This window comes from Burkholderia sp. AU33545 (assembly GCF_020419685.1).
Taxonomy (GTDB): Bacteria; Pseudomonadota; Gammaproteobacteria; order Burkholderiales; family Burkholderiaceae; genus Burkholderia; species Burkholderia diffusa.
Genome location: NZ_JAIZRQ010000004.1, coordinates 280,753 through 299,200 on the forward strand (window position 1 = coordinate 280,753; position 18,448 = coordinate 299,200).

Here is an 18,448-nt window from a genome sequence, read left to right on the forward strand (position 1 = left end):
CATCACCCTGCTTCCCTCAGGCCCCGCCGCCGTCCGTGTCGGTATGCACCTGCCCGCCGCTCAATGCGAATGGCTCGGCACGTCCGCGCCGCGCGTGCCGACCAGGAAGTCGAGGTCGCACCCCTCGTCGGCCTGCAGCACGTGATCGATATACAGCCGTGCGTAACCGCCCTTGCCGAGCTGCCCGGCCACGCCCGGTGCCGCGGTCGGATCGACGTCCGACAGGCGGCGCTGCAGTTCGTCATCCGTAATATCCAGGTGCAGCGTGCCGGCCTCGCAATCGAGCTCGATCCAGTCGCCGTTGCGCACGGCGGCGAGCGGCCCGCCGGCAGCCGCTTCCGGCGCCACGTGCAGCACGACCGTGCCGTACGCGGTCCCGCTCATCCGCGCATCCGAGATCCGCACCATGTCCTTCACGCCCTGGCGCAGCAGCTTCGGCGGCAGCCCCATGTTGCCGACCTCGGCCATCCCCGGATACCCGCGCGGCCCGCAGTTCTTCAGCACCATCACCGAGCTCGCATCGATGTCGAGCGCTTCGTCGTTGATCGTCGCCTTGTAGTGCTCGAGGTTCTCGAACACCACCGCGCGGCCGCGATGCTTCAGCAGCTCGGGGCTCGCCGCCGACGGCTTCAGCACCGCACCGCGCGGCGCGAGATTGCCGCGCAGGATGCAGATTCCGCCGTCCGCGATCAGCGGCCGGTCGAGCGGGCGGATCACTTCGTCGTCGTAGTTCGGCGCTTCGCGCACGTTGTCCCACAGCGACTTGCCGTTGACCGTCAGCGCGTCCGGATGCGGCAGCAGCCCGCCTTCGCCGAGCCGGCGCAGCACGGCCGGCAGCCCGCCCGCGTAATAGAACTCCTCCATCAGGAAGCGTCCCGACGGCATCAGGTCGACGATCGTCGGCGTGCCGCGGCCGATGCGCATCCAGTCTTCCAGTTCCAGCGGCACGCCGATGCGGCCCGCGATCGCCTTCAGGTGGATCACCGCGTTGGTCGAGCCGCCGATCGCCGCGTTCGCGCGGATCGCGTTCTCGAACGCGGCGCGCGTCAGGACCTTCGACAGCACGAGCCCTTCGAGGGCCATCTCGACGATGCGAATGCCGGACATGTGCGCGAGCACGTAGCGGCGCGAATCGACGGCCGGAATCGCCGCGTTGTGCGGCAGCGCGACGCCGAGCGCCTCGGCCATGCACGCCATCGTCGACGCGGTGCCCATCGTGTTGCAGGTGCCGGCCGAGCGCGACATGCCGGCTTCGGCCGACAGGAAGTGATGCAGGTCGATCTCGCCGGCCTTCAGCGCTTCATGCAGCTGCCACACGGCCGTGCCCGAGCCGATGTTCTTGCCTTCGAGCTTGCCGTTCAGCATCGGGCCGCCCGATACGACGATCGCCGGCACGTCGCAGCTCGCCGCGCCCATCAGCAGCGCCGGTGTCGTCTTGTCGCAGCCGGCGAGCAGCACGACTGCGTCGATCGGGTTGCCGCGGATCGCTTCCTCGACGTCCATCGAGGCAAGATTGCGCGTGAGCATCGCGGACGGCCGCAGGTTCGATTCGCCGTTCGAGAACACCGGGAACTCGACCGGGAAGCCACCGGCTTCCGAGATCCCGCGCTTCACGTGCTCGGCGAGCTTGCGAAAGTGTGCGTTGCACGGCGTCAGTTCGGACCACGTGTTGCAGATGCCGATGATCGGCCGGCCGTCGAATTCGTGATCGGGAATGCCCTGGTTCTTCATCCAGCTCCGGTACATGAAGCCGTTCTTGTCGTTCGTGCCGAACCATTGGGTGGAGCGCAGCCTGGGTTTTGTTGCCGACATCGTCAGTCCTGTGGTGACGGGATACCGGCGCAGTCTAGGCAGAATTTTGATAACTCGCTAATGACGTTTTAGGCGATTACGATATCGATTCCGATATCGATATAAACCCGTACGATGACCGAAGCCAGCCCGTGGGGAAACCGCAATCGCCTGAAGACGCGCCAGTTGCTGCTGGTCGTCGCGCTCGCCGACGAAGGCAGCATTCACCGCGCGGCGGCCGCGCTGAATATGACGCAGCCGGCCGCGTCGAAGCTGCTGCGCGAGCTCGAGGAATCGATCGGCGCCGTGCTGTTCGAGCGGCTGCCGCGCGGGATGCGGCCGACGCTGTACGGCGAAGCGCTGATCCGCCACGCGCGCGCGGCGCTCGGCAGCCTCGATCAGGCGCGCGAGGAACTGGCCGCGCTGAAGGCCGGCCATCTCGGGCACGTGGCGGTGGGCGCGATCACGTCGCCGGGATTGCGGCTCGTGCCGCCGGCCGTCGCGGCCGTGAAGGGGACACATGCGAACGTGCGCGTGTCCGTCGCGATCGACACGAGCAACGCGCTGCTCGAACACCTCGCGCAGGACAAGCTCGACATCGTGCTCGGCCGGCTGTCCGCCGAGCACGACAAGCTGCACCTGCGCTACGAGCCGCTGACCGGCGAGCCGGTCGCCGCGGTCGTGCGGCCCGGCCATCCGCTGCTCGCGCAGGCGCCGCTGTCGCTCGCCGACGTGCAGCGCGCCGCGTGGGTGATGCCGCCGGCCGGCAGCGTGCTGCGCCATCGGTTCGAGCTCGTGTTCCAGCGCGCGAGCCTCGCGCCGCCGGCGAACGTCGTCGAGACGGCCGCGCTGCTGTTCATCACGCAATTGATCGAGCAGAGCGACATGATCGCGGTGCTCGCGGAGGATGTCGCGCGGTACTACGCGCGACACGGGATCGTCACGGTGCTGCCGCTGGAGATGGACTGCCGGATGGACGATTTCGGAATCATCACGCGCACCGACCGGCTGCATTCGCCGGCCGTCGAGGTGATGGCCGACGCGATTCGGGCGGCTGCGCGGGAGATTTACGGCGTCGCGCTGTGACGCGGCGACGGGGGGTGTGGCCCGCCAACGTTGACTTGTTCGAACACGAAGCGCTGCGCCATGCGTTCATTGCTTGAGTCGTAGAAAAGCTTCATCGTGCTTTCAATCGCCAACGCGTCACGCGGCTGCAAACTCGATCACCGGTTCGCAGCGGATCGGGAAGTTGACCGAATTCGCGACATAGCACTTCGCGTGCGCATCGTGATGCAGGTGTTCCGCCCGCTCGCGATCGTCACCGGCCTGGATGGTCACGTGCGGGCGCAGCACGATTTCGGTGAAGCGCCCCTGCTCGGGGCTATCGAGCATCGTCCCTTCGGCGTCGTCGACATACGCGAGCACGCGGATGCCGGCCTCGGCGCACAGATGCAGATACCAGAGCTTGTGGCACGCCGATGCCGACGCCAGCAGCAGGTCTTCCGGGTTCCAGCGCGACGCGTCGCCGCGGAAGGCTGCATCCGACGAACCGGGAATGTCGGGCTTCGAACCGGCGCGGATCACATGATCGCGGCCATATTCGCGATACCCCGACGTGCCGGTGCCGCGATTGCCGGTCCACTGCACTGCAACTCGATACTTGTGTTCGCCAGACGCCATCTCGCTCTCCAGTGATGTCGGTTGTTTGGACCAGGCCCGATTTCATTTCATGAAGCCCGCCAATGGCCGCCATTTTGGCACCGGAATTCCATTTGGTATACCATTATTCCAAAATGAAATGAGGAACACGCAGGCATGGAAGCCAAACTCGACTCCACGGCGGACGCGGTGGCCGCATCGCTGCGGGACATGATCGTCAACGGCGAGCTGGAAGCCGGCGAACGGCTCGTCGAACGCGACCTGGCCGACCGGTTCGGCATCAGCCGGATTCCGATGCGCGAGGCCATCCAGCGTCTGGAACGCGAAGGATTGCTGGATATCTTCAGGAATCGCGGCGCCGTCGTGCGCATGCTGAGCCCGTCGGACGTGCAGGAAATCTACGATCTGCGCGCGCTGCTCGAAGGCGATGCGATCTACCGGAGCGTAAAACGGCTCGACGACGAGACGCTCGCGCGCGCCGAACTCGTTCATCGCCTGCTCGGCGACGCGACCGTGCCGCGCCGGCAGGGAGAACTGAACCGCGAATTCCACGCGTTGCTGTATTCGTGCTGCGGCAACGCGCGGCAGTTGAAGTCGATCGGGGAGCTGCGCAGCCAGGTCGAACGCTACGAGCGCTTGCAGGCCACGCTGCTCGCGGATACGCCGTCGTTCCAGGTCGAGCACGAGGAGATCCTGCAGGCGTGCCGCGCGCGCAATGCGCGCGCCGCCCGTTCGATGACGGTCGCGCACCTCGAATCGGCCAGAAGCATCGTGATGCGGCTCGTCGAAGGCGGTTGAGGCCGGCGCCGCGTCTGCCGTGTTCCACACCGCACGCGGCTGCGCGGCGGGCCGCGCCGGTTGCGGCGGGAACCTCGAAGTGCTCCGCGCCGCCCCGCGCGATATCTACCGCGTCGCGCTCTCACTCGATACACGGCCTGTCGTACCGCGCACCACCAGCCGCGGGGCCGACGCCGTTCGCACGCGCGACGCATCGTCGATCTGCCCGCCCGCCTCGCGCAATGCATTGAGCAGCTCGACCGCGAGCCCCGCCGCCTCGCCGGTCGGGATCGCGACCGTCGTCAACGTAGGCCGCGTATCGCTCGCCAGATGAATATCGGTAATGCCGACGATCGACAGGTCGTCGGGCACGCGCCTGCCGCGATCGGCCGCTGCGTGCAGCGCGCCGATCGCGGGCAGATCGTTGGTCGCGACCAGCGCGGTCAGCCCGGGATGCACGTCCAGCAACTGCCCCGCCGCGTGCACGCCGCCTTCGATCGAATCGTGCCCGGCGCCGACGCGTGACGCGTCCAGCCCGGCTTCGCGCATCACATCGACGAAGCCGTCGTAGCGCGCGGCCTGCACGCCGTTTGCCGACCCGCCGACGATCACGCCGATCTCGCGATGCCCGAGTTCGACCAGATGCCGCGTCGCGATCCGCCCCGCCTCGCGGAAATCCACCGCGACGCACGGCAACCCTTCCGGCGGCGCATCGGGCCGCTCCCACAGACACAGCACGACCGGCACGCCGCGCCGCGCAACGTCGGCGAGATCCGGCAGGTGCAGGTTCGCGTTCGTCACGAGGATGCCTTCGGAGATCGTACCGGCGATCTGGTCGAGATACGCGCGCCCCTGCAGCGGGTCTTCATTCGTATTGCAGACGATCAGGAACTGCCCGTTGCGGCGCACCGCGCGCTCGACCGCGAGCGCGAACTCCGGATAAAACGGGTTCGCGATGCTCGACACCATCAGCGCGACCGTCGGCGCGCGCCCTTCCGCCAGCGCCCGCGCGGCCAGATGCGGCCGATAGCCGAGCGCCTGCACCGCTTCGAGCACCCGCGCGCGGGTCTCATCGCCAACCCGCCCGCGATTGCGCAGCACGTTCGACACCGTCGCGGCCGTTACGCCGGCGCGGCGGGCCACTTCATCGAGTGTCGCCATCCATTGCTCACTATATGAGACGTTGATCCAGTATTTGCTTCGCTCATCGAAGCGGCGCATCATCGCCGCACACCTTGCCGCCCCCCTGACGGGCGCGACTCGGCCGCGATCGCTATCGGCTCTTTTTTTTGATCGCGATGATTAAGCGCTTAAGCATTGATGAAAGCGCATTAAAACATGGAGCGGAGACAATGGCGAGCATCTCGATGCGGCGCGTGCAGAAAGCCTATGGCGAGCACGCGCCGGTCATTCGCGACGTCGATCTGGAGATCGGCGCGCACGAGTTCTGCGTGTTCCTCGGTCCGTCTGGCTGCGGCAAGTCGACCCTGCTGCGGATGATCGCGGGCCTCGAGGACCTGAGCGGCGGCGAGCTCTCGATCGGCGGCCGCCGCGTCGACGACGTGCCGGCCGCCGAACGCGGCGTCGCGATGGTGTTCCAGAGCTACGCGCTGTTTCCGCACATGACGGTCTACGAGAACATGGCGTTCGGGCTGAAGCTCGCGCGCGTGCCGAAGGCCGAAATCGACCGGAAGGTGCGCGACGCCGCGCGGATCCTGCAGCTCGATACGCTGCTCGAGCGCAAGCCGAAGGCGCTGTCGGGCGGCCAGCGGCAGCGCGTCGCGATCGGCCGTGCAATCGTGCGCGAGCCCGGCGTGTTCCTGTTCGACGAGCCGCTGTCGAACCTCGACGCGGCGCTGCGCGGTCAGACCCGCGTCGAGATCGCGAAACTGCACCGGCAGTTCGAACGCGCGAGCGTCGTGTACGTGACGCACGACCAGACCGAAGCGATGACGCTCGCCGACAAGATCGTGCTGCTGCACGCCGGCGCGGACACCGCGCAGCACGGCAGCATCGCCCAGGTCGGCGCGCCGCTCGAGCTCTATCACCATCCGGTGAGCCGCTTCGTCGCCGGCTTCATCGGCTCGCCGCGAATGAACTTCCTGCCGGCCGTCGTCGCCGCATGCGACGCGCAGCGCACGACCGTCACCGTCGTGCCGTCCGGCGAAACCTTCACGCTGCCGCGCGACGGCTCCGCGCTCGCGCCCGGTGCCGCCGTCACGCTCGGCATCCGCCCCGAACACCTGACGCTCGGTGCCGCGCTCGACGCGACGACGCTCGCGCGCGACGTCGTGCTCGTCGAACGCCTCGGCGAGCAGACCTACGTGCACCTCGATCAGCCCGGCGGCACGCCGCTGATCGCGAAAGTGCCCGGCGACGCGGCCGTGCGCAGCGGCGAGCGCGTGCACGCGCATGCGCCGGCCGCGGCCTGCCATCTCTTCACCGAAGACGGCCGCGCGGTGCCCGCGTGCGCCGAACTTCCCGTCCACCACTACGCATAAGGATCGGGCATGCGCCTCGGAGTCTGTTACTACCCGGAACACTGGCCGGAATCGATGTGGGACGGCGACGCCCGCCGGATGAAGGCACTCGGCATCGCGCAGGTGCGGATCGCCGAATTCGCGTGGAGCCGCATCGAGCCGTCGCCCGGCGAATACGACTGGGGCTGGCTCGATCGCGCGGTCGACGTGCTCGGCGCGGCCGGGCTCGAGATCGTAATGTGCACGCCCACCGCGACGCCGCCGAAGTGGCTCGTCGACCGTCATCCCGAGATCCTCGCGATCGGCGCGGACGGCCTGCCGCGCAAGTTCGGCTCGCGCCGCCATTACGACTTCTCGTCGCCGACCTATCTGGAAGCGTCGCGCCGGATCTGCACCGCGGTGGCCGAACGCTACGGCCGCCATCCGGCCGTGCGCTACTGGCAGACCGACAACGAGCTCGGCTGCCACCAGACGGTCGTCAGCTACTCGCCGGCCGCGCTCCTGCGCTTCCGCGAATGGCTGAAGGCGCGCTACGGGACGATCGACGCGCTGAACCGCGCGTGGGGCACCGTGTTCTGGAGCATGGAATACAGGCATTTCGACGAAGTCGACGCGCCGGTCGGCACCGTGACCGAAGCGCATCCGTCGCACCGCCTCGACTACCGGCGCTTCGCGTCGGACGAAGTCGGGCGCTATCACCGGATGCAGGTCGACGTGATCCGCGCGCATTCGCCGGGCCGCGCCGTCGCGCACAACTTCATGCAGCTCTTCACCGAGTTCGACCACTACGAAGTCGCGCGCGACCTCGACGTCGCGACGTGGGACAGCTACCCGCTCGGCGCGCTCGAGGAGCAATGGTTCGCGCCCGACGTGAAGGCGCGCTGGCTGCGCACCGGCCACCCGGATTTCGCGTCGTTCAATCACGACCTCTATCGCGGCATGTCGAAGCTGCCGTTCTGGGTGATGGAGCAGCAACCGGGGCCCGTGAACTGGGCGCATTGGAACCCCGCGCCGCTGCCGGGCATGGTGCGCCTGTGGAGCTGGGAGGCGTTCGCGCACGGCGCCGGCTGCGTGTCGTACTTCCGCTGGCGCCAGGCGCCGTTCGCGCAGGAGCAGATGCATGCGGGCCTGCACACGCCCGACGACAAGCTCGACGAAGGCGGCCGCGAGGCGCAACGGGTCGCGCATGAAATCGCCGCGGTGCTCGGCGCCGGCGCGGATGCCGATGCGAACGGGGCCGTGCGTGCGCCCGTCGCGCTCGTGTTCGACTACGAAGCGAAGTGGCTGCTCGAAGTGCAGCCGCAAGGCGCCGATTTCCACTACCCGCGTTTCGCATTCGAGTACTACTCGGCGCTGCGCTCGCTCGGCCTCGATGTCGACATCGTGTCGGCGCACGCGCCGCTCGACGGCTACCGGCTTGTCGTCGTGCCGCCGCTGCCGATCGTGCCGGACGACTTCGCGGCGCGGCTCGCCGCGTCGGGCGCGCATGCGGTGTTCGGCCCGCGCACCGGTTCGAAGACCGTCGACCTGCAGATTCCGCCGGCGCTGCCGCCCGGCCCGCTCGCCTCGATCCTGCCAATGCGCGTATGGCGCGTCGAATCGCTGCGGCCGAACGTGACCGAGCGGATCGACGGCACGCTGCGCGACGGCTCGCCGCTCGCTGGCGAGGCACGCCACTGGCGTGACTTCGTCGAGCTTCACGACAACACGCGCAGCGTCGTGCGTGCGCGCTTCGCCGACGGCCATCCGGCCTGCGTGTCGCACGGCACGCTGCACTACTGGGCCACGCTGTTCGACGATGCGACCACCGTCCGGCTGTTCGCCGATGTCGCGGCCGAAGCCGGCCTGACACCGACGCCGCTCGGCGACGGCGTACGCGTGAGCCGGCGCGGTGGCCTGACCTACGTTTTCAACTATGGCGACGCGCCGCACACGATCAACGCGGTGCCGCCGTCCGCGTTCGTGCTCGGCACCGCGCAAGTCGGGCCGCAAGACGTGGCCGCGTATCGAAGCCGTTCGTAACCACCGTCACCGGCGTCACGATGCGCCGGTGACGTACAACGACACCCAGAACAGGAGACACGTATGACACATCGCCCCCTTCGCGTCGCCACCCGGCTCGCCACGGCCGCCGCTGTCGCACTGGCATCGCTCGGCATGACGGCGCCCGCCGATGCCGGCACGCTGACGATCAACATCGCGTTCAAGGGCGCCAGCCAGCGCGCGGTCTGGCAGTCGACGCTCGAGGCATTCCACAAGGCCCATCCCGACATCGACGTGAAGCCCACCTTCGTCGACGAGGAAGCGTACAAGGTGCAGCTTCCCGCGTGGCTCACGACCGTCGCACCCGACGTCGTGAACTGGCACGCGGGCGAGCGGATGGCGTACTACGCGAAGCGCGGGCTGTTCGAGGACCTGAGCGGCGACTGGGCGAAGAACGGCTGGGGCGCGATGTACGCGTCAACGCGCGACGCATCGTCGTACAACGGCAAGCAGTACGCTGCGCCGACCGTCTATTACTCGTGGGGGCTGTTCTACCGCAAGGACCTGTTCCGCAAGGTCGGCATCGCCGACGAGCCGAAGACGTGGGACCAGTTTCTCGATGCGTGCAAGAAGCTGAAGGCGGCCGGCATCACGCCGATCGCGGTCGGCGGCCGCGACGCATGGACCCTCGCCGGCTGGTTCGACTATCTCGACCTGCGCCTGAACGGCAATGCGTTCCACCAGCAGTTGATGGCCGGCGACGTGCCGTACACCGACCCGCGCGTGAAGAAGGTCTACACGACGTGGAAATCGCTGATCGATTCGGGTTATTTCATCGACAACGCGCTGTCCTACGATCTCGACGGCGCGCAGCCGTTCCTGTTCCAGGGCAAGGCCGCGATGATGCTGATGGGCACCTTCATCGCCGCGGGCTTTCCGCCGAACGTGAAGCAGGAAATGGGCTATTACCGCTTCCCGATCATCGACCCGAAGGTGCCGACCGCCGAGGATGGCCCGGTCGAATCGCTGCACATCCCGACCAAGGCGAAGAACAAGGCCGACGCGCACACGTTCCTCGCGTTCGTCGAAACGCCTGAAATGGGCGCGAAGCTCGCGGAAGGGCTCGGCTCGCTGTCGGCCAACAGCAAGTCGCCGGAGCCGGCCGATCCGATCTCGCGGATCGGCTTCCGGATCCTCGCCGACACCCGGGGCGGCGTCGCGCAGTTCTACGACCGCGACATGACGAAGGAAATGGCCGACGAAGGGATGAAGGGGATGCAGCAGTTCCTGGCCAATCCCGCGCAGCTCGATACCGTGCTCGCGCAGCTCGAGCAGACCCGCAAGCGGATCTACAAGAAGTAACCGCGTGACCCCTGCGGCGGCCCCGTGCCGCCGCGTCCGCCCAGGAGGCTTGCCGTGTCCAGTCCGATCACGTCCAGACCCGTCGAAACGCCTGCCGCGCCGCCGGCCGGCAGGTCGCCCGCCGCACTGCGCGCGCGCCGGCCGTCGCCAACCGCGCGGCGGCAACGGCGCGCCGCGTGGCTCTTTCTGGCGCCCGCGTGCGCAATGGTTGCCGTCTATGTGGTCTGGCCGATCCTGTCCACGCTGTGGCTGAGCCTCTGCAACTGGGACGGGATGACCGAGCGCACGTTCGTTGGTCTCGCGAACTACGCCGAGCTGCTGCACGCGCCGACGTTCTACACCGCGCTGCGCAACAACGTCATCTGGCTCGCGCTGTTCATGCTCGCGCCGCCGCTCGGCCTCGCGCTCGCGCTGTACCTGAACCAGGCGGTCGCGGGCATCCGGCTCGTGAAGTCGCTGTTCTTCGCACCGTTCGTGTTGTCCGGCGTGGTCGTCGGACTGATCTTCTCGTGGTTCTACGATCCGACCTTCGGGCTGCTCGCGCTGATCGCCGGACACGGCATCCCGGTGCTCGGCGACGCGCGCTATGCGACGTTCGGCATCGTGTTCGCCGCGCTGTGGCCGCAAACCGCGTACTGCATGATCCTGTACCTCACCGGCCTCACGTCGGTGAACCCGGAGCAGATCGAAGCCGCACGGATGGAAGGCGCGCGCGGCTTCGCGTTGTTGTGGCACGTCGTGCTGCCGCAGTTGCGGCCGACCACGTTCATGGCGATCGTCGTCACGGTGATCGGCGCGCTGCGCAGCTTCGACCTGATCTCGGTGATGACGAGCGGCGGCCCGTTCGAGAGCTCGACCGTGCTCGCGTATTACATGTACGACCAGGCGATCAAGTACTACCGGCTCGGCTATTCCGCGGCGATCGCGGTCGTGCTGTTCGCGATCATGCTCGTCTACATCGTGTTCCAGTTGCGCCGCATGCTGCGCAACGAGCAATAACCTGACCGGTGGCCATCATGTTTCCGACTCCCGTTGCTCAATGGAAGCCTGTCTCGCGCAGGCTGTACAAGTTGTCGCTGCCCGTTGCGCTGCTGATCTGGCTGCTGCCGATGATCGCGGTGTTCGTCACGTCGGTGCGCTCGACCGAGGAACTGGTCGAAGGTCACTACTGGGGCTGGCCGCGGCACTTCTCGATGATCGAGAACTATCGCGACGCGCTGACCACGTCGCCGATGCTGCATTACTTCTGGAACAGCGTGCAGATCACGGTGCCGTCGGTGCTCGGGTCGATCGCGCTTGCCGCGATGGCCGGGTTCGCGCTGGCGACTTACCGGTTTCGCGGGAATACCGCGTTGTTCGGGACGTTCGTCGCGGGGAATTTCGTGCCCGTGCAGGTGTTGATGATTCCCGTGCGTGATTTGTCGCTCAGGCTCGGGGTATTCAATACGGTCGAGGCGTTGATTCTCTTTCACGTCGCGTTTCAGACGGGGTTCTGCACGCTGTTTCTGCGAAATTTCATCAAGCAGTTGCCGTTCGAGCTGATCGAGGCGGCACGGATCGAAGGGGCCGGCGAGTGGACGGTGTTCTGGCGGATCGTGTTGCCGTTGATCCGGCCGGCGTTGGCCGCGCTTGCGATTCTCGTGTTCACGTTCGTGTGGAACGATTACTTCTGGGCGCTGTGTCTCACGCAAGGCGACGAGGCCGCACCGATCACGGCGGGGGTAGCGGCGCTGAAGGGGCAATGGACGACGTCGTGGAACCTTGTCTCGGCCGGCTCGATTCTCGCTGCGTTGCCGTCGGTCGCGATGTTCTTCGCGATGCAGAAGCATTTCGTCGCGGGGCTGACGTTCGGGGCGACCAAAGGGTGAACGCGCCCTGACCGCCGATCGCCGATTCGGATCTCCCCCTCTTCATCGAGAGGATTGCCCGCTTCGGCGGGCTTTTTTATTGTTGGCGGAGCCGAGCGGAATATCGGTTATCGACTCGCTTCAGTCCAGCTGTGTCTGCCTGACACTGGCGTGACTGAACGCCGGATACGTTTTCATCAGTTCGGATGCGGTGGCGCTTTTTGAGGGTTATACGACCTTTGCGCCATTGACATCACGTTCCATACTTCCCTCGGACGATCAAGCCGGGAAAGGCGCACGAACGCGATTGCGTTTCGCGCTTGCGGCCTGATCAATCACACGACCATGGAAAGGAATGGAAGATGAGGCTCAAGAACAAGTCAGCTCTGATCACCGGTGGAACCAGTGGCATCGGTCTTGCAACCGCGAAGCTGTTCATTGCTGAAGGCGCCCGAGTCGCGGTTACGGGTCGCGATGACGCCGTGTTCGAGCGTGTGCAGGCTGAGCTTGGCGAGAATGCGATCGTTCTCAAGGGTGACGTGCGCTCGATCAAGGACATGCGCGCGATTGCCGCCGAGGTAAAAGAGCAGTTCGGCGGTCTCGATATCGTGTTCGCCAATGCTGGCTGGGCTTTCCCGTCAGCAGTCGACGACATCGACGACAAACTCTACAACGAGATCATGGACGTCAACGTCAAGGGTGTGGTGTTCACGCTTCAAGCGGTGCTTCCTGACTTGCGGGAAGGTTCCTCAGTGATCCTCAATACGTCGTTCGTGGCGCAGACCGGTAAGCACGGCATCTCGCTGACTGCGGCGGCGAAAGCCGCGGTGCGATCGCTTGCCCGCAGCTGGTCCTATGAGTTTCTCGAACGGAGGATCCGCTTCAACGCGATCGCGCCCGGCGCAATGAACACGCCGCTGATCACAAAGTGGGGCATGTCCGACGAATGGGTTCGCGACCGTCGGGCCGAGTTCGCTGCAGCGATTCCGGTGGGCCACCTGGGCAAGGCCGAGGACATCGCCTACGCGGCGCTCTATCTCGCGAGCGACGAGTCCGCCTACGTCGTTGGCGCCGAACTGGTCGTCGATGGCGGTGCCTCGCAGCTTTGAGCCTGCGGTTCACGATTCCGGAGCCAGACGCGCAACGCCGGCTCATCCACATCCCGATCTCGCGTCCGCCACACCTTTCGTCGTGGCGGTCATTCAATCCGGCCCAGCCTGGTAGCGTTCGCAGAGGGGGCCGCAGTGCAAGGAGAAGTCATCTTGACCGACAGTAGCGAAAACAATGCTTCCGTAACGCAACTCACCCGAGCAGGCAGTTCGCGCCGCAATATGCTCAAGCTTGGCAGCGCCGCCACGCTCGGCGCCGTCCTGGGTGGTGGCGCCTTGCTCGGGCACGTCACGCCTGCTCTCGCACAGGCGGGCAGCGAAGGGCGACTTGCGCCGAATGCACCCCTCGATATTCTGATCGTCAACTACGACGGCGGTACGCTGCTCGATTTTGCCGGCCCCAGCGAGATTTTCCACCGGTTACCCAATACGAACGTTCGCTACGCGAGCCTCAATGGCGGCAACGTGACGCTCGAATTCGGCGTCGTATATGGCAAGACCGAACGACTGGCCGACATCGAGAAGACCGATGTGATCCTGGTCCCCGGCGGGTCCGATCTGACGGCCCCGATGCGACCGGAGTATCAGGCGCAGATCCGGCGTCTGGCGGAAAGCGCCAAACACGTGACGTCGGTTTGCAACGGATCGCTCGTGCTCGCCGCAACAGGCATTCTCAACGGCAAGCGAAGCGCATGCCACTGGGCCTTCGTCAACAAGCTGTCCGAGTATGGCGCCATTCCCGTTCCCGATCGCTTCGTGGAAGACGACAACGGCAGGTTCATGAGCGGCGGCGGCGTGACGGCAGGCATCGACTTCGCACTTCGCGTGGCAGCGAAGCTGCGCGGCCGACAGGCCGCCGAATTCACGCAGCTCGTGATCGAATACGACCCCGCTCCGCCGTTCCACTCCGGTCATCCGAGGGACGCGCGGCCGGAAGTCATCGCGATGGTCGACAAGGAACTGCCCGGCGCATCCAGGGGGCTCGCACGAATCCCCGGTGTGCGCTGAAACGCCTGCCTGCAATGCGTGCATGGCCGCCGCCTGGCGCGCTGGAGGCCGAGGCCGACGTTGCCGGCCCGCCCGCCCACGTGGCGCCGCCCTTTCAACTCAAGTCAGTTCGACATCACTCGATGAAACAGATACGTTCTTGCACCGCTGCGCTTGCAGCCTGCGCTTCCTTTTTTGCATTCACCGCGCCCGCCATCGCCGACGGTTCGCAACGCCCGCCCGAAGCGGCCATCAAGGCCGAGAACGCGCGATGGGCGGATGCCTTTGCGCGAGGAGACTACGAGGCGATTGGCCGCCTTTATACCGATGACGGCACGCTCCTGCCCCCCGGAGGCGACAAGGTCACGGGAAGCCGTGCGATCACCGAGTACTTCGCCAAGGGGTACGCCGGATCGAAACCCGGCACCGTATCGTTCAGTCATGACGAGTTCTACGGTGACGACCGGACCGTGACGGAAGTTTCGGATGCGGAAGTCCGCGACCACGACGGCAAGCTCCGGATCCGCGCCAAGCAGATTCTCGTCTTCGTGAAACAGGCCGGCGTGTGGAAGCTGCACCGCGACATGTGGAATGACTACGGTCCGGTCAGAAGCGCCGCACAGTGAGCGCCCGTCGAACTGGTGCGTCACGTTCCCACGCGTCGATAGAACGCCAGCGGGACATTGACCACGCAGCACGCTGATCGGCCGGCAGTCGATCAGCGCGCACCGTTCGATCTGCTCTCGCGCCGAATCGCCTGCGGTGGGTGCCCATGCAGCTTGATGAAGGCCCGCCGCATCCGTTCCGGATCGGTGAATCCCACAGCCAGGGCAATCTGTTCGATCGGTTCGCTGCCTCCCTGCAGGCGCAGCCGCGCAGCTTCGACTCGCAAGCGCTCGACCGCCCTGGCAGGCGTTTCACCGGTTTCCCGGCGAAAAGCGCGTCCGAACTGCCGCAAACTCAATCTTGCGGCATCAGCGAGCCGCTCGACAGGCAAGGCTTCAGCGAGATGTTCCCGCGCAAAATTCAGTGCGATGCGGATGCGATCCGATTCCGGCTCCATCCGCGACATGGCGGAGAATTGGGACTGCCCTCCTGGTCGACGATACGGAACCACCAGAAGCCTGGACACGGCGCGCGCAATCTCCGCGCCCATGTCGCGTTCAATGATGCCGAGCGCCAGGTCTATCCCGGAGGCGATGCCCGCCGACGTCCAGACGCGGCCATCCTCGATATAGATGCTGTCGCCGTCGACCCGGATGCGAGGGAAGCGCGACTGCAATTGCGTAGCGTATCGCCAGTGGGTCGCCGCTCTCAAGCCGTCCAGCAAGCCGGTTTCCGCAAGCAGAAAGGCGCCCGTACACACGCTCGCCACGCGCGAGGCCTTGGCGGCCAATTTCCCGGCCGCGGCAATATTCTCCGATGTCTGCATCGGATCGATATCACCACCCACGAAAATGACGGTATCGAACGCGCGCCTTCCGATCGGCATCGTCTCGATCGAAAGGCCGGTATTGCCATGAACCAGGCCTCCGGATCGCGAGATGACATGAAGCTCGTATGGCGTATGGCCGGCAGCTGTGGCCACCTGATTGAAAGCCGACAACGGCCCGCCAAGATCAAGCGCATCGTAGCCACGGCAAACGAAGAATCCGATTCTATGCATGACGAAGCAATGACTGAAATACCGGAAGGCGCATTTTACCGGGAACCCTCGAATAGCGTCATCTGGCCTGAAACGAGGGAAAACCGTCGTTGACGCCGGCATCGATTGCCCACGGAGGCGCTCGTCAGCGCGATGCGGGCCGATTCATTGCCCCTCCCCCTTCTCCCTCAACCGCGCATCCACCGCGCCGATATTCTTCTCGTGCGCGACCAGCATCAACGACAGCGCATGATGAATATCCGGATCCGCCAGCGTCGGCAGCAGCGTCTGCAGTTTGCGCACGACCCAGCGTTGCCCGCGGTTCAGAAACGCCATCCGCTCGGCCAGATCATCGATCGCCATCGCCTTTTCATAGAATGAACCGGTCGCACGCGTCGGCATTGCACCGAGCGTCCGAATCGCGTCGACCAGCACGCTGCACCAGTGCGCCTCGTCCTGCCGAATATGCGCGATCAGCCGGTGGAGTTCGGCATCCTCAGTAACCGCTGCCGCAGTCTCGGATGCAACGCGCGCCCCCGCCCGCTCCGCCTCCAGCAATTCATCGAGCGCCGTGAGCAACGCCGCACGCGCCTCATCCACTTCACCAGCCGATGAAGCCGCGCTTGTCTCGACGATCGCCGCCGCATCACACACGATCCGGCGCAGCACCTCGCCGGCCGACTCGATCGCTCGAATTCGCGCGGCCCCCGTGCCCGCATACAACGCCATCGCCTCGAAATCACCAGTCATCGTACGCAACGGCGAGTCGGTGCTGAACAGATAGATGGGCCGCCCTTCCTCGTCGCCGATCACCACGCGCGCATCACTGAACGGATCACCGCGCTCGCCACGCGTGACACTCGACGGCAGCACGCGCACCCGCGCGCCGCGCGGCCAGTTGATGTGAAAGATATCGGTCAACAGCGTGTCGCCTTCACGCGCATCGACGATCCGCTGCTGGTGATACGCATGCGCGAACGATTCGTGCGTCGCGATGAACGCCGTACCCATCACCGCCCCCTGCGCACCGAGCGCCATCGCGGCGGCCACGTCGGGGCCGTCGACGATCCCGCCGGCCGCGAGCACCGGCAACCGCGTCGCGCGAATCACTTCAGGCAACAACTCGGCCAACGGCCGATCACCACGCACGTGGCCGCCAGCCTCGCGCCCCTGAGCGATCAGCGCCTGCGCCCCCGCCGCCTCGGCCGCGCGCGCATCGTCGAGCGAGCCCACCTGATGAACCACCCGCACGCCCGCATCGCGCAGACGCTGCACGACGCCCGGCATCACATCCCAGAACAACGCAACCACGGGCACACGCAACTCGATACACGCATCGATCTGCGCATTGAGCAATTCGGTCGGCGTCGACGCGGGAATCAGGTTGACGCCGAATGGCCGCTCGGTGGCCGCGCGCACCCGTTCGACCTCGCGCCGGATCAGCGCGACCGGCTCGCGCACCATCCCGAGAAAACCGAACCCGCCGGCGGCGCTCACCGCACTCGCGAGCTCCGCCCGCGCGACGCCGCCCATGCCCGCGAGCACGATCGGCCATGCACAGCCGAGCAGGTCGCAGACGGGGCGATGCAGGATCTGGACGGCGCGGGCCTCCGGCCCGTCGCCACGCGTCGGAATCGACATGCAGCGTCCTCCTTCAAGGATTGGCGGCGCGTCACGGTCAACCGCGAAGGCGCGTGTCGCGCAAGGGCGAAACGGGTCGTGTCGGGCCACGCATCAAATAGATCACATTGTGACATATTGATCCATGAGACCGCGCGACCAGCTCAATATGCCTGATGCACGTCACGGCGCCAACGGCCACGCCGGTTCAAGCGGCTCAGGTCCATCCTTCGAGGCGCAGCGTCGAGCGCACGAGCCGCTGCTCCTCCGCTTCGATCTCGCGCAGATAATCGACGCACTGCCGGATATGCTCGCTTGCGGCCTTGCGCGCCTGGTCGGGCAACCGCCCGGTCACCGCGTTGTAGAGCCGCGCGTGCTGACGGTCGATCTGCTTCTTCAGCGGCTCGCGGTGATAGAGGTTGTTCACCGACGCGAACACGGAACTGAGCAGCAGATCCGTCAGCGACTGCAGCGTGTTGACGAGCACCGGATTGTGCGATGCCTCGCAGATCGCGAGATGGAACGCATGGTCGAGCTTCGCGCGCGCGGCCGGATCGAGATCCTGCGCGTCGGCCGCGGTCATTTCCTCGTATCGGCGCTTGATCAGGATGAAGTCGGCGGGCGTGCCGCGCAGCGCGGCGAGCCGCGCGGCTTCGGTCTCGAGCATCCCGCGCACTTCGAACAGGTCGTACAGCGTGCGCGGCTGCGAGCCGAGCAGATGCATCATCGGCGAAACCTCGCGCTGCGGGGTCAGGCTCGCGACGAACGAGCCCTTGCCGTGCGTCGTGTCGATGATCCCGCGCGCGCGCAGCAGCTTCATCCCTTCGCGCACGGCCGTGCGCGACACGCCGAGCTTCTCGGTGAGCCGCCGCTCGGACGGCAGCGCCTGCCCGGCCTTGAGCACGCCGTCGACGATCAGTTGCTCGATCCGCTCGGCGACGACGTCGGCGACATTGCGCGCCGGCGCTTGTCGATCCTGCTTTTCCATACTGGTATGACCACTTTGGGCGAATGTCGTCGATTTTCTCACAATCCCTTGTTTGGATTGGGTTTTCCCCCTCGATTGCCCCCTCTCGACAGGCACGCTTCAAAAAACTGGTATGACCACGCTGGCGACGTCTGGACATGCCCCCTCCGCCCGCCAAGAATGCCGTCCATCTGGTACGCCGCGCATGCCGCGGCCGCCTG

General features: G+C 66.2%; 16 protein-coding genes. 10 read left to right on the plus strand and 6 right to left on the minus strand.

Going from position 1 to position 18,448, the window contains the following annotated elements; genetic code table 11:
- Window positions 1-60: 60 nt before the first annotated feature.
- Entirely contained in the window at window positions 61-1,812 is a 1,752-nt protein-coding gene (locus LGM71_RS15105; RefSeq protein WP_059604718.1) for an IlvD/Edd family dehydratase, read from the minus strand.
- Window positions 1,813-1,926: 114 nt separating this feature from the next.
- On the opposite strand from LGM71_RS15105, the gene LGM71_RS15110 reads away from it, so the two are divergent.
- Window positions 1,927-2,877, plus strand: coding sequence for a LysR family transcriptional regulator (locus LGM71_RS15110; protein ID WP_226115268.1), 951 nt, complete (start codon window positions 1,927-1,929; stop codon window positions 2,875-2,877).
- A 117-nt stretch (window positions 2,878-2,994) separates the two neighbouring features.
- Here LGM71_RS15110 and LGM71_RS15115 read toward each other — a convergent pair whose 3' ends face one another.
- The gene (locus tag LGM71_RS15115) at window positions 2,995-3,471 is read right to left on the minus strand and encodes an OsmC family protein (RefSeq protein WP_226115269.1); all 477 of its coding nucleotides are present in this window, start codon (window positions 3,469-3,471) and stop codon (window positions 2,995-2,997) included.
- A gap of 135 nt (window positions 3,472-3,606) precedes the next feature.
- Here LGM71_RS15115 and LGM71_RS15120 point away from each other — a divergent pair, with 135 nt between their 5' ends.
- Entirely contained in the window at window positions 3,607-4,248 is a 642-nt protein-coding gene (locus LGM71_RS15120; protein ID WP_226115270.1) for a GntR family transcriptional regulator, read from the plus strand.
- Window positions 4,249-4,353: 105 nt separating this feature from the next.
- Here LGM71_RS15120 and LGM71_RS15125 read toward each other — a convergent pair whose 3' ends face one another.
- Window positions 4,354-5,388 (minus strand): LacI family DNA-binding transcriptional regulator, encoded by a 1,035-nt coding sequence (locus LGM71_RS15125; RefSeq protein ID WP_151049209.1) that lies wholly within the window; start codon window positions 5,386-5,388, stop codon window positions 4,354-4,356.
- A gap of 191 nt (window positions 5,389-5,579) precedes the next feature.
- Between LGM71_RS15125 and LGM71_RS15130 the strand changes: the two genes are divergently transcribed.
- The 8 genes from LGM71_RS15130 to LGM71_RS15165 all read left to right on the plus strand — a co-directional run bounded on the left by LGM71_RS15130 (window position 5,580) and on the right by LGM71_RS15165 (window position 14,621).
- Window positions 5,580-6,728, plus strand: coding sequence for an ABC transporter ATP-binding protein (locus LGM71_RS15130; RefSeq protein ID WP_226115271.1), 1,149 nt, complete (start codon window positions 5,580-5,582; stop codon window positions 6,726-6,728).
- Between the two features lie 9 nt (window positions 6,729-6,737).
- A complete protein-coding gene (locus LGM71_RS15135; protein ID WP_226115272.1) occupies window positions 6,738-8,729 on the plus strand; it encodes a beta-galactosidase in 1,992 nt (663 codons plus the stop codon).
- Window positions 8,730-8,792: 63 nt separating this feature from the next.
- Window positions 8,793-10,052 (plus strand): ABC transporter substrate-binding protein, encoded by a 1,260-nt coding sequence (locus LGM71_RS15140; RefSeq protein WP_226115273.1) that lies wholly within the window; start codon window positions 8,793-8,795, stop codon window positions 10,050-10,052.
- 54 nt (window positions 10,053-10,106) lie between these two features.
- Entirely contained in the window at window positions 10,107-11,051 is a 945-nt protein-coding gene (locus tag LGM71_RS15145) for a carbohydrate ABC transporter permease (protein WP_059604694.1), read from the plus strand.
- 17 nt (window positions 11,052-11,068) lie between these two features.
- A complete protein-coding gene (locus LGM71_RS15150) occupies window positions 11,069-11,920 on the plus strand; it encodes a carbohydrate ABC transporter permease (protein ID WP_059604691.1) in 852 nt (283 codons plus the stop codon).
- 341 nt (window positions 11,921-12,261) lie between these two features.
- Window positions 12,262-13,008 carry an SDR family oxidoreductase gene (locus tag LGM71_RS15155; RefSeq protein WP_226115274.1) on the plus strand — a complete coding sequence of 249 codons (747 nt, stop codon included), beginning with the start codon at window positions 12,262-12,264 and terminating at the stop codon, window positions 13,006-13,008.
- 153 nt (window positions 13,009-13,161) lie between these two features.
- Complete coding sequence (locus tag LGM71_RS15160) at window positions 13,162-14,016, plus strand: DJ-1/PfpI family protein (protein ID WP_059604685.1); 855 nt, start codon at window positions 13,162-13,164, stop codon at window positions 14,014-14,016.
- Window positions 14,017-14,138: 122 nt separating this feature from the next.
- Window positions 14,139-14,621, plus strand: coding sequence for a YybH family protein (locus LGM71_RS15165; protein WP_059604682.1), 483 nt, complete (start codon window positions 14,139-14,141; stop codon window positions 14,619-14,621).
- A 92-nt stretch (window positions 14,622-14,713) separates the two neighbouring features.
- Here the strand turns inward: LGM71_RS15165 and LGM71_RS15170 are convergent, their stop codons facing one another.
- The 3 genes from LGM71_RS15170 to glcC form a co-directional block, all read right to left on the minus strand.
- Complete coding sequence (locus LGM71_RS15170; RefSeq protein WP_059604679.1) at window positions 14,714-15,661, minus strand: GlxA family transcriptional regulator; 948 nt, start codon at window positions 15,659-15,661, stop codon at window positions 14,714-14,716.
- 144 nt (window positions 15,662-15,805) lie between these two features.
- Entirely contained in the window at window positions 15,806-17,281 is a 1,476-nt protein-coding gene (locus LGM71_RS15175) for a nitronate monooxygenase (RefSeq protein ID WP_226115275.1), read from the minus strand.
- Window positions 17,282-17,477: 196 nt separating this feature from the next.
- On the minus strand, window positions 17,478-18,248 hold the full coding sequence (gene glcC, locus LGM71_RS15180) for a transcriptional regulator GlcC (protein WP_059604673.1): 771 nt from the start codon (window positions 18,246-18,248) through the stop codon (window positions 17,478-17,480).
- Window positions 18,249-18,448 lie beyond the last annotated feature (200 nt).

Excerpts from the sequence above, each read along its gene's own strand:
- LGM71_RS15130 (WP_226115271.1), top strand. The coding sequence starts at position 5,580 with ATGGCGAGCATCTCGATGCGGCGCGTGCAGAAAGCCTATGGCGAGCAC.
- LGM71_RS15140 (WP_226115273.1), top strand. The coding sequence starts at position 8,793 with ATGACACATCGCCCCCTTCGCGTCGCCACCCGGCTCGCCACGGCCGCC.
- LGM71_RS15105 (WP_059604718.1), bottom strand. The coding sequence starts at position 1,812 with ATGTCGGCAACAAAACCCAGGCTGCGCTCCACCCAATGGTTCGGCACG.
- LGM71_RS15175 (WP_226115275.1), bottom strand. The coding sequence starts at position 17,281 with ATGTCGATTCCGACGCGTGGCGACGGGCCGGAGGCCCGCGCCGTCCAG.
- LGM71_RS15150 (WP_059604691.1), top strand. The coding sequence starts at position 11,069 with ATGTTTCCGACTCCCGTTGCTCAATGGAAGCCTGTCTCGCGCAGGCTG.
- LGM71_RS15170 (WP_059604679.1), bottom strand. The coding sequence starts at position 15,661 with ATGCATAGAATCGGATTCTTCGTTTGCCGTGGCTACGATGCGCTTGAT.
- LGM71_RS15115 (WP_226115269.1), bottom strand. The coding sequence starts at position 3,471 with ATGGCGTCTGGCGAACACAAGTATCGAGTTGCAGTGCAGTGGACCGGC.
- LGM71_RS15125 (WP_151049209.1), bottom strand. The coding sequence starts at position 5,388 with ATGGCGACACTCGATGAAGTGGCCCGCCGCGCCGGCGTAACGGCCGCG.
- LGM71_RS15120 (WP_226115270.1), top strand. The coding sequence starts at position 3,607 with ATGGAAGCCAAACTCGACTCCACGGCGGACGCGGTGGCCGCATCGCTG.
- LGM71_RS15110 (WP_226115268.1), top strand. The coding sequence starts at position 1,927 with ATGACCGAAGCCAGCCCGTGGGGAAACCGCAATCGCCTGAAGACGCGC.
- LGM71_RS15155 (WP_226115274.1), top strand. The coding sequence starts at position 12,262 with ATGAGGCTCAAGAACAAGTCAGCTCTGATCACCGGTGGAACCAGTGGC.
- LGM71_RS15135 (WP_226115272.1), top strand. The coding sequence starts at position 6,738 with ATGCGCCTCGGAGTCTGTTACTACCCGGAACACTGGCCGGAATCGATG.
- glcC (WP_059604673.1), bottom strand. The coding sequence starts at position 18,248 with ATGGAAAAGCAGGATCGACAAGCGCCGGCGCGCAATGTCGCCGACGTC.
- LGM71_RS15165 (WP_059604682.1), top strand. The coding sequence starts at position 14,139 with ATGAAACAGATACGTTCTTGCACCGCTGCGCTTGCAGCCTGCGCTTCC.